Raw genomic sequence first — 9,827 nt, forward strand, 5'->3', positions numbered from 1 at the left:
GGTCTGATTTCCGTTCTGAATATTTCTCTTAGAAATTTTCAGGGTCGTTGTCTATTGTTCAGTTATCAAGGTTCTTTTTGTCTTTCGCTGTCTCTCGCGAGTCAGCTTGTCTATAATAGCATTTTGTTTTTCTGTTGTCAAGAACTTTTTTCAAGTTTTTTTGACATCATTTTCAGTTCTCAGAACCGATGCTATTATAAGCGGAGAAGGAGGGATTTGAACCCTCGCGCCGCTGTTAACGACCTACTCCCTTTCCAGGGGAGCCCCTTCGGCCAGCTTGGGTACTTCTCCAAATTGCCCTTTTCATATCACATAGACTTTCGTCTATTCAATATGAAGCGGAGAGGGTGGGATTCGAACCCACGCGCCCTTGCGGACAAACGGTTTTCAAGACCGCCTCGTTATGACCACTTCGATACCTCTCCACGTTGGTTTGTTTTCATGTCGCTTTCTCAGCGACATTGGTTATTTTATCACACTGAAAAACCTGAGTCAATACAAAATTTTAAGTTTTTTGGATTTTCCTGTCAAAGATCCGGAAAGCACCTCTTTACAAACACTTTCGCTATGTCCAGATCCTCCGGAGTCGTGATCTTGATGTTCTCGTAGCTCCCTTCTGTCATGTGAACAGGAATACGGAGCTCATTCTCCACAGCCATGGCATCGTCCGTGGCCTGTATCTTGTCCCGGGACATCATTTTTGCGTACGCCTCTAGGATGATAGAAGCGTCGAAGACCTGGGGAGTCTGGATAATCCACACAAACCTCCGATCAGGCGTCTCCCTGGAAAATGTCTTCTCATCTACAATCTTTACTGTATCCTTGCTCGGGACACCCACCACACAGGCATGATATTTTTGCACATCGCAGTATGCCCTCCGAATGATCTCCTCTGTCAGGAAGGGTCTGGCGCTGTCATGGATAAAAATATACCTGTCCTGAAGATCACCCTCAGCCCGCACCGCCTTCAAGCCTTCCCACACAGAGTGATACCTTTCCCGGCCTCCCTCCACGATGTGGGTCACTTTTGTAAAATGATATTTTTCCACAAATTCTCTTCTGACATACTCTGTCTGCCCCGCCCCGGTCACCAGAACCACGTCATCGATCACCTCTGACCTCTCAAATGTGCGAAGCGAATAAAAGAGGACCGGGCGGTCCTGAATCAGAAGATACTGCTTCTGTATCCTCGAGCCCATCCTCTTCCCCTGTCCTCCCGCCAGCAAAATAGCGGTACATCTTTTCTTTGTCCCGGCCTCTCTGTCCATCCTCTTTACCTCTCGCCCAGCTTCAGATTGGGAACCGCGTTGAGATCCCAGCCGTGTCTGGTACCGTTTCTATATTCGTAGTAGGCGGCCACACCGATCATGGCCGCGTTATCTGTACAATAAATGGGAGAGGGATAGTAGAATTTAACCCCCCTGTCTTCACAGGCCTGTGCCATCGCCTGACGAAGCGCACTGTTGGCGGCCACGCCTCCTGCAATGGCAAATTTATCCACGCCGAATTCTTCCACCGCGTGCATGGCATTCCCAACCAGCACATCCGTCACCGCTTTCTGGAAAGAAGCAGCCACATCCGCCTGACTGAAGGTCTCCCCCTTCATACGGCAGCCATTGATGTAGTTGAGGACTGCCGACTTCACACCACTGAAGCTGAAATCGTAGGGCGCATCCTCCACGCGGGCTCTGGGAAACTGGATGGCGTCCGGATTCCCCTCCTTTGCCACCTTATCGATCTTTGGGCCTCCCGGATAGCCAAGTCCAATGGCCCGGGCCACCTTGTCAAAGGCCTCCCCTGCCGCGTCGTCCCTGGTCCGTCCCAGGATATCGAATTTTCCATAGTCTCTGACCCGCACAAGATGGGTGTGCCCGCCGGAGACAACCAGACAGAGGAAGGGCGGCTCCAGCTCCTTGTGCTCGATAAAATTGGCCGCAATATGTCCCTCAATGTGATGCACTCCCACCAGTGGTTTGCCTGCCGCGTAGGCGATGGCCTTGGCCTCCGCCACACCCACAAGGAGGGCTCCCACAAGTCCGGGGCCGTAGGTGACGCCCACCGCGTCTATGTCCCGCAGGGAAACGCCGGCCTCCGCCAGCGCCTTCTCTATGACCTGATTGATCTTCTCGATATGCTTTCTGGACGCGATCTCCGGCACCACTCCGCCGTACAGCGTGTGGAGGTCGATCTGTGAATATATAATATTCGAGAGGATCTCCCTGCCGTTTCTGACGACAGCCGCCGCCGTCTCGTCACAGGAGCTCTCTATCGCAAGGATAAGAATATCTTTCTCTTCGTTCATTTCACTTGCCTCTGCCTTCCTATTTATCATCTGAAAATACCAGTTCCATCGTTCTGCCGTCTCTGGCCGTCACCGTATTGGGAAAGATTTCCCTCACATCATTCAAAAACTCCTCCGGGTGATTGAGGGAGGGACTGTAATGAGTCAGCCACATCTCCTTCACCTCCGCCTCCTTCGCAAGGCGGGCCGCCTCGTAGAACGTCATATGCTTGTACTCTTTAGCCTTTTTCTGCTTATCCTTCTCCCCGTACATTCCCTCGCAGACAAACAGATCCGAGTGTCTGGCGTTGCTGCGTATGGAATCCGTAGGCCGGGTATCCGTGCAGTAGGTGACCTTCAGCCCCTTCCTGGGAGGTCCCAGCACCATGTCCGGTGTCAGCGTCCGCCCTTCATATTCCACGGTCTCTCCCTTCTGGAGCAGGCCCCAGCAACGCTGGGGAATGTCCGCAGCCTGAGCCCGGGCCACATCAAATTTCCCCGCCCGGTCAATCTCCAGCGTGTAGCCGTAGCAGAGCACATTGTGGTTGACCCGGAAGGCCTTCAGACGGTATCCGTTCATCTCAAATGTCTGCTCCGGCTCCGTAATCTCCAGAAACCGGATTTTAAAGGGAAGTTCAGGGGCAATAACCCGCAGAGCGTTCACCACTCTCTCCAGCCCCTTTGGGCCGATCAGAGTGAGGGGCTCCGTCCGATCCGCATTTCCCATGGTGAGCAGAAGGCCGGGCAGTCCGCTGATGTGATCCCCGTGATAATGGGTAAAACAGATCACATCGATGGGCTTAAAGCTCCATCCCTTCTCCTTGATGGCGATCTGGGTTCCTTCCCCGCAGTCGATAAGAAGACTGCTCCCGTTGTAGCGGACCATCAAAGCGGTCAGCCAGCGATAAGGGAGGGGCATCATCCCTCCCGTTCCAACTAAACATACATCTAACATTCTATTCTCCTACCGGAATAACAAATGTGGCGACAAGGGCGTCGTAGCACTCCTCGCAGAGATCGAAGACGTCCACCTGGTTGTCCTTCTCGGAAAAGTACCCCCACCTCTTTTCCACAGAGAGGAAATCCGCTCTCGGCTCCCCCTTTTCTGTGGGGATCTCTCTTCCACATTTATTACAGATTATTTTTTTTATTTTTCTCTGAGTTTCTCTTGTTTCTATCATTTCATACTGGCGCATACATTTCCTCCTAAATGGTATCTCACAGGATTGTTCTTCTGTTACGCCTACATTATATATGGATGAACTGCCCCGTCATAGTGGGAACTGCTTCCTCCTCTGACAGCTATTTCCCCAGGTCACGGCTCATCAGCACGCCGTCCTCCACAGGATCGCTGTAAAATCTCCTTCGGACGCCGTCCTGCACGAACCCGTAATCCGTATAGAAGGAAATAGCCGGTCCATTGCTCTCTCTCACATCCAGGAGCAGCCTTGTGATCCCCCCTATCTCGCAGAGATTTTCCAGCTCCAGAAGAAGCCGGGCGCCTACCCCCTGCCGTCTCTTTCGGGGGATTACAGCGATCCGGGCAATCTCTCCATCCTCCAAAGCATAATACATGATCAGGTACCCGATCAGCTGGTAATCCTCATAGGCCACAAGGAGCAGCGTCTGCTTTTGTCTGTAGCTGTCCATCAGCGCCCTCTCACTCCAGGGATCCGGGAATATCTCCGCTTCCAGCCTGGCCACAGCGGGGATATCTGTCTCTTTCATCTTTCTGATCACTAGCATGTTCCTACTCCTTTTTCTCCCGCTGCGCCCTCTCCCGCTCAGCCTGGGACACCCGCAGATAATCCGGTGCGTGCTGGGCGGCCGTCTCCGTCCTGCCCTGCCTGTAATACTCCATCCCCAGAGCTCCCACTGAGGCCGCTCTCTGCCTGTTCATATGAGCCGGCGCGTATGTGTGGGGAACCGACAGCCTCCCCTCCAGGGTCTCCCTGTATACCGGGACTCCATCCCCCAGAAGGATCACCGCCTGTCCCAGCTCGTTCAGCCGGTCCGCCAGCTCCGACACAGGGATGGCACACTGGTCCATGACTGTGGAAAATCCCCCTTCAAAGGAGTAAATACCCGTGTAGACCTGCTTCCGCCTGGCGTCCATGAGAGGACACACCAGCTCCGACACGCCGTACATGTTGTAGGCAAGTCCCTCCAGTGTGGGAATATGGATCAGCGGGATGTCCAGGGCCAGCCCCAGCCCCTTCGCCGTGGCCGACCCGATCCGAAGCCCGGTGAAGGATCCCGGGCCAGCCGCCACCGCGATGGCGTCCAGCGTTTTCAGGTCCAACTCGATCATCCTGGCTATCTCATCCACCATGGGAAGGAGTGTCTGAGAGTGGGTCTTTTTGTAATTGACTGTGTATTCCGCGATTGTCTGCTCTTCCTCCAGGACGGCCGCCGAAGCCACCAGCCCGGAGCTGTCCAGTGCTAATATCCTCATTGCTGCATCTTCCTTATCTGTATGATTATCGATCATGGCCTTTTTCCTCCACAGTGATCCTGCGGTAATCAAAGCCCCGGCCCGGGTCTTTCTCTATCTTTATTTCCACATAGTGCTCCGGCAGGATCTCCTCGATCAGGTCTGCCCACTCGATCAGGCTGACACCTTCCCCGTAAATGCAGTCCTCGTATCCAATCTCCTCCATCTCCTCCACGTCACCGATCCGGTACACGTCGAAATGATAGAGAGGCATGCGGCCCTCCTCGTAGATCTGGACGATCGTAAAGGTGGGACTGCTGACAGGCTCCTCTATACCAAGGCCCTTTGCCAGTCCTTTCGTGAACACGGTCTTCCCGACTCCCAGGTCGCCTACCAGGGTGTAGACGTCACCGGGCACGGCTTTCTCTCCGATCTGGCGCCCCAGATCAAAGGTATCTTTTTCACTGTTCGACTCAAATACCATTCGTTTATCTCCTGTCCTGACTTTTTCTGATGCTCACAGCCGCCTGGGGCACATGGGCCGTGATCATGTCCACCGCCGCCCCATAGTCATCCCCGAGCTGGGAGATGGGCAGCACCATGGCATGCTTTTTCTCGTCATAGAGAATGAGAATGTGCTTTCTGGATACCGCCTTTTTCACATTCTCCCAGGGCACTCTCTTTTCCCTCTCAGCCGCCATTGTCCTTATGCCCTCCTGGTCAAAAATGTATTCCACAGGCTTTACAAATTTCTTCTGCCCCTGCAGGACAGACACCCTGTTTTTGATCACCGCCGGGAAACCAAAGAAGAGGAGCAGGGCAAACACCGCAAAGAGCAGCATCATAAACCATTCTCTCCGTATCCCAAAAGCCACCGCCAGCCCCGCGTTCAGCGCTCCCAGCGCCAGCACGGCTATGCCCGCTCCTCCTGTATAAATCTGATACATCATAAATTCAGTGATAGCCTCCGCGTCCAGCGTGATCTGCGCCCATATCTCCTTCTTTTCCTTTTCCATCCCAGCTCTCCTTTACATCTATGTGGAACATTATAGCATATCTTTTTTTCTTCGGCTACACATGATATACTTAATTAAAGACTGCGTCAGGCAGATAATTACGATTTAAAGGAGGCACCCTGAATTGAAGTTTACATTTTATCACAACAATATCAATGTATATGATCTGGAAAAATCCCTTGATTTTTACGAGAAGGCCCTGGGCCTTACCGTGACCCGGCAGACGGAGGCCGAGGACGGGAGCTTCAAGCTCGTCTACCTGGGAGACGGCGTCACCCCCCACCTTCTGGAGCTCACCTGGCTCAGGGACATGGACAGGCCCTACAATCTGGGGGACAATGAATTCCACCTGGCTTTCCACACGGACGATTTCGAGAAGGCTCACCAGCTCCACAAGGAGATGGGATGCATCTGCTTTGAGAACGAAGCCATGGGCATTTACTTCATCTCTGACCCGGACGGCTACTGGCTGGAGATCTGCCCCTAGATCTGTTCCCAGCCGCCCTCAAGAGCCGGGCCAGGCAAAGGATAAAAAATGGATAAGCGCTCATACAAAGATCCGGACTGCCCCGTGTGTCTGCAGTCCGGATCTTTTTTCAGCTCTTTTATACCTGTCGCATCTGTCCCTACGCCTGACTGTTCATGCGGAAAACAGGGCTGATCTTCTTGTAAATGAGAAATACGATCAGCGATACAAGCACTCCCTTGAGAAGATTAAAGGGAGCCACAGCAAACGCCACAAATGTGAGCAGGCTGTTGATGCTTCCGTTTACCGCTGTGCCCATGGCCACCAGCGCGTCGATAGGCATCTGGAAGGCTGTGGCGTAAGCCGGAAGGAGCACATAGGCGTTCAGAAGGCATCCGATCAGCGTCATGAACACAGTGCCTGTAGCCATGCCTATGATGGCGCCTGTTCTTGTGCGCTTTCTGCGGTAGATAATGCCGGCCGGCACCACAAGCGCGCACCCAATCAGAAAGTTGGCCATCTCGCCTACGCCCGCTGTCGTTGTGCCGTTGATGATAAAGTTCAGAAGGATCTTCACAAGCTCGATAGATGCCCCGGCCACCGGCCCCATTGCAAAGGTTCCGATCAGCACCGGCACCTCGCTGAAATCAATCTCGTAGAAGGAGGGGGCAAAGGGCAGCGGGATCTCGAAGAGCATCAGCACAACGGCGATCGCTCCCAGCATGCCTGCCTGTACGATGGTGCGGACCCCTGCCCGCGGTTTTGCATTTGTGTTGTTCATAACCTGTGTACTCATTTTCTTTCTCTCCTTTGATGAATAAAATATTTTGCAGGAAAGAAAATCTTCTTGGAATTATGCAATAAAAAACTCCCATATCCATATGAATATCGGAGTCATGAAATAAAATGTTCTCTAAATAATATCGCATAGTTCTTCTCTCATCCAGACTTTACTGTCGGTTTTGGAATTTCACCAAATCAGCCGTTCACACATCTCCCATGCTCTGCAGCGCATCCATGTGTTCGCGGGTCGCGGACTATACCGCCGGTTGGGACTTTCACCCGACCCCGAAGACTTTATTCCTTATTTCGATAATACTATACCTCTTTATGGAGCTGTTTGCAAGAGTTTTTATTTTTTATTTCCAGTCAATCTCTCCGATCTCATAGACAGACGCACTCTGATTTTCATAGCTGATCACCAAAGTCAGACTGTATATCCTCACGAAAGGCTGTCCGTCCCTTAATCCCTCAAATGTGACCGTGCAGTCAACCTCGCCCACATCCTTTTTGTCATATCTCGTCCTTACGGCACGCGTCACTTCTGTGTTGGTCTGGCTAACCTGTACGTTTCCGCTGTAAAAGACCTTCCTGTCTTCCTTTACCCTCTCCAGATCATCCTCAGAAACAATACACTCATACAATCCCTGCTCTGTCATCTGCCGCGTCTCTTCGTCCACATCACTCCCCGACAAAAGAACACCTTCCGCCCAGGCATTGATGGACTGCCGTATATGCTCTGTATCTTCTTCAGAATAAGAGACATTAGAGTCCGGCATATGATCATACATATGACCGTACCCCTTTGTATCGCGTCCCTGATAGCCGTCGTCCACCTTTTCTGCATCATTTTCATTTTCCCCACTGCCGCCGCACCCCGTCAGGGCCAGCACAATCAGGAGCAGGCTTACTGCCCGCAAAAAACTTTTCTTCATCTTCATTTGTCAGTCCCTTTCCAAAAAAATATTGCCAAAAAACACACGGATTTTTGGCAATATTTTTGTTATGGATCATTTAACTTTTCTGCGCAAACTGTGCTGCCGCTTATTTGCGTTTTTTAGCGATCACTGCCGCGATTGCTGCAAGACTCACACCTGCCGCCGCTGCTGCTGCACCTGCGTAAGATGTATCACCTGTCCTGGGCGCAGTATTCTTATCCTCTGCGTTCTTTGAATCAGCCTTTTTGGACTCTTCAGATGTGCTGACTGTCTCACCCTTGCTGCCGTCTTCTGGAGCCTGAGGATTTTCAGGCTCTTCGGGTGTTGTCGGATCTTCCGGAGTTTCAGAAGCTACTTTTTCAACAATCATCGTATGTCCGCCTACAGAACCGTAGGGAATCTCAATATTTGTGATCTGGTCCACACCATCGGCAAGCTGGTATCCCTCAGGAAGCTGGAAATCCTCTCCAAGCACAAAGTGATGCGTATCCTCTGGTGAGCCAGGCACTCCTGCCTCCAGAGTCTCCTTCCCGACCACATTACCTTCTGTATCCTCAAAAGTCACTGTTAAAATCGTCTCACGCATTTTCAGAGTGATCGTATACTTTCCTCCGTCTTCCACAAAGAAATCACCAGTCACAATCAGCTCATAGCCTACAGGAAGATCGAGCTCAGAGTAGTTGGCAATACCGTCGCCATCCCCATCTACGATGTAATCCCCACCGCCGAGGTTGTTGCCATCCTCGTCTACAAACACGACATTGATCATCTTGCCTTCCTGGATCTTCGCCAGTTCGATCGTATAGGATTTTCCCGGGACTACAAAGAAATCTCCTGTCTCTTTCAGTTCATAGCCCTCCGGGAGATCAAGCTCAGAGTAATTGGCAATACCGTCGTCATCCTTGTCAACAAAATAATCGCCTCCACCGAGATTGTTGCCATCCTCATCTACGTATACTACATTGATGATCGTTCCCTCAATCTCCTTATTCAGAGTGATCTCATAGATCTTCTCTGTATCTACAAAGAAATCACCTGTCTCTTTCAGCTCATAGCCCTCCGGGAGTGTGAGTTCTGAATAGTTGGCAATACCGTTGCCGTCCGCATCTACAAAGTAGTCGCCTCCGCCGAGATTCTTGCCGCCTTCGCTCTTAAATACCACATGGATTATCGCAGCACCTTCCCTGTTAAGCACAATTGTATAGTGTGCGCCTTCTTCCACAAAGAAATCACCTGTCTCGTTCAGTTTATATCCGACAGGAAGCGCAAGCTCAGAGTAGTTGGCAATTCCATCCCCGTCAAGGTCTACCAGGTAGTCGCCGCCACCAAGGCTGTTGCCCTGAGGATCTGTAAATGTAACATTGATAATCGTACCTTTGTCGATCTTCTCAACCCTGACCTCAGACGCCTCGACTGCTGAGTAGTCCTTCACAAAAGCATCTCCAGTAACAGCCAGCCTGTAGCCTACCGGTCCTTCTATCTCTTTCCAGTTGAAAATTCCATCGCCGTCCGCGTCAACGAAAAAATCTCCGCCGCCCACTGTATTTCCATTCTCATCTACAAACTGCAGCCTGATGATAGAAGATTTTAAAACCTTTTTCGCTGTAAGAGTAGTTGTCTTGCCCACATATTCTGAGACAAACTGATCTCCTGTCACAGCAAGAGCGTATCCTTCCGGCACAGTCAGCTCAGACAGATTGAAAATCCCATCGCCATCTGCGTCAACAGTAAAATCTCCGCCGCCAAGATTGTTGCCATTCTCGTCCACAAATACTACGTTGATGGTCGAGGAGACAGCAATCTTTTCAATATTGACAACCAGTTTTCCGCCGTCTTCCGCATAGAAGTCGCCACTTGCTGTCATCTGATAGCCTGCCGGCACATACTGTGTAAGTACGGAATAGTTCTGCAC

At 51.5% G+C, this 9,827-nt stretch carries 12 protein-coding genes, 2 tRNA genes and 1 riboswitch; of the genes, 1 reads left to right on the forward strand and 13 read right to left on the reverse strand.

Annotated features, from left to right (window positions below; translation table 11 throughout):
- Window positions 1-201 precede the first annotated feature (201 nt).
- The 10 genes from FGQ86_RS10400 to FGQ86_RS10445 form a co-directional block, all read right to left on the reverse strand.
- Window positions 202-291: transfer RNA gene (locus tag FGQ86_RS10400), tRNA-Ser, on the reverse strand.
- Between the two features lie 48 nt (window positions 292-339).
- A tRNA-Ser gene (locus FGQ86_RS10405) sits at window positions 340-425 on the reverse strand.
- 102 nt (window positions 426-527) lie between these two features.
- Window positions 528-1,268: a 2-C-methyl-D-erythritol 4-phosphate cytidylyltransferase gene (gene ispD, locus FGQ86_RS10410; protein WP_138303952.1), complete on the reverse strand. Its 741-nt coding sequence runs from the start codon at window positions 1,266-1,268 to the stop codon at window positions 528-530.
- A gap of 5 nt (window positions 1,269-1,273) precedes the next feature.
- Window positions 1,274-2,302: a tRNA (adenosine(37)-N6)-threonylcarbamoyltransferase complex transferase subunit TsaD gene (tsaD, locus tag FGQ86_RS10415; protein WP_138303955.1), complete on the reverse strand. Its 1,029-nt coding sequence runs from the start codon at window positions 2,300-2,302 to the stop codon at window positions 1,274-1,276.
- Window positions 2,303-2,321: 19 nt separating this feature from the next.
- Window positions 2,322-3,236 carry a ribonuclease Z gene (locus FGQ86_RS10420; protein WP_033127087.1) on the reverse strand — a complete coding sequence of 305 codons (915 nt, stop codon included), beginning with the start codon at window positions 3,234-3,236 and terminating at the stop codon, window positions 2,322-2,324.
- A 1-nt stretch (window position 3,237) separates the two neighbouring features.
- The gene (locus tag FGQ86_RS10425) at window positions 3,238-3,477 is read right to left on the reverse strand and encodes a hypothetical protein (RefSeq protein ID WP_033127088.1); all 240 of its coding nucleotides are present in this window, start codon (window positions 3,475-3,477) and stop codon (window positions 3,238-3,240) included.
- A gap of 106 nt (window positions 3,478-3,583) precedes the next feature.
- Window positions 3,584-4,027, reverse strand: a complete 444-nt coding sequence (gene rimI / locus FGQ86_RS10430; protein ID WP_033127089.1) for a ribosomal protein S18-alanine N-acetyltransferase — start codon at window positions 4,025-4,027, stop codon at window positions 3,584-3,586.
- A gap of 4 nt (window positions 4,028-4,031) precedes the next feature.
- Window positions 4,032-4,736, reverse strand: coding sequence for a tRNA (adenosine(37)-N6)-threonylcarbamoyltransferase complex dimerization subunit type 1 TsaB (tsaB, locus tag FGQ86_RS10435; protein WP_033127096.1), 705 nt, complete (start codon window positions 4,734-4,736; stop codon window positions 4,032-4,034).
- Window positions 4,737-4,761: 25 nt separating this feature from the next.
- Window positions 4,762-5,199 (reverse strand): tRNA (adenosine(37)-N6)-threonylcarbamoyltransferase complex ATPase subunit type 1 TsaE, encoded by a 438-nt coding sequence (gene tsaE, locus FGQ86_RS10440; RefSeq protein WP_033127090.1) that lies wholly within the window; start codon window positions 5,197-5,199, stop codon window positions 4,762-4,764.
- Window positions 5,200-5,203: 4 nt separating this feature from the next.
- Entirely contained in the window at window positions 5,204-5,731 is a 528-nt protein-coding gene (locus FGQ86_RS10445) for a YcxB family protein (RefSeq protein WP_033127091.1), read from the reverse strand.
- A gap of 124 nt (window positions 5,732-5,855) precedes the next feature.
- Here FGQ86_RS10445 and FGQ86_RS10450 point away from each other — a divergent pair, with 124 nt between their 5' ends.
- A complete protein-coding gene (locus FGQ86_RS10450) occupies window positions 5,856-6,218 on the forward strand; it encodes a VOC family protein (protein ID WP_033127092.1) in 363 nt (120 codons plus the stop codon).
- A gap of 139 nt (window positions 6,219-6,357) precedes the next feature.
- Here the strand turns inward: FGQ86_RS10450 and FGQ86_RS10455 are convergent, their stop codons facing one another.
- From FGQ86_RS10455 to FGQ86_RS10465, 3 genes are all read right to left on the reverse strand, one after another.
- Window positions 6,358-6,993, reverse strand: a complete 636-nt coding sequence (locus tag FGQ86_RS10455) for an ECF transporter S component (RefSeq protein ID WP_033127093.1) — start codon at window positions 6,991-6,993, stop codon at window positions 6,358-6,360.
- A 131-nt stretch (window positions 6,994-7,124) separates the two neighbouring features.
- A riboswitch (FMN riboswitch) is annotated at window positions 7,125-7,277 on the reverse strand.
- A 59-nt stretch (window positions 7,278-7,336) separates the two neighbouring features.
- Window positions 7,337-7,918 carry a hypothetical protein gene (locus tag FGQ86_RS10460; RefSeq protein ID WP_033127094.1) on the reverse strand — a complete coding sequence of 194 codons (582 nt, stop codon included), beginning with the start codon at window positions 7,916-7,918 and terminating at the stop codon, window positions 7,337-7,339.
- Between the two features lie 103 nt (window positions 7,919-8,021).
- Window positions 8,022-9,827: hypothetical protein (locus FGQ86_RS10465; RefSeq protein ID WP_347562504.1), on the reverse strand; the 1,806-nt coding region annotated here is incomplete at its 5' end.

Source organism: Clostridium sp. BSD2780061688st1 H5, assembly GCF_005845155.1.
GTDB lineage: Bacteria > Bacillota > Clostridia > Lachnospirales > Lachnospiraceae > Claveliimonas > Claveliimonas intestinigallinarum.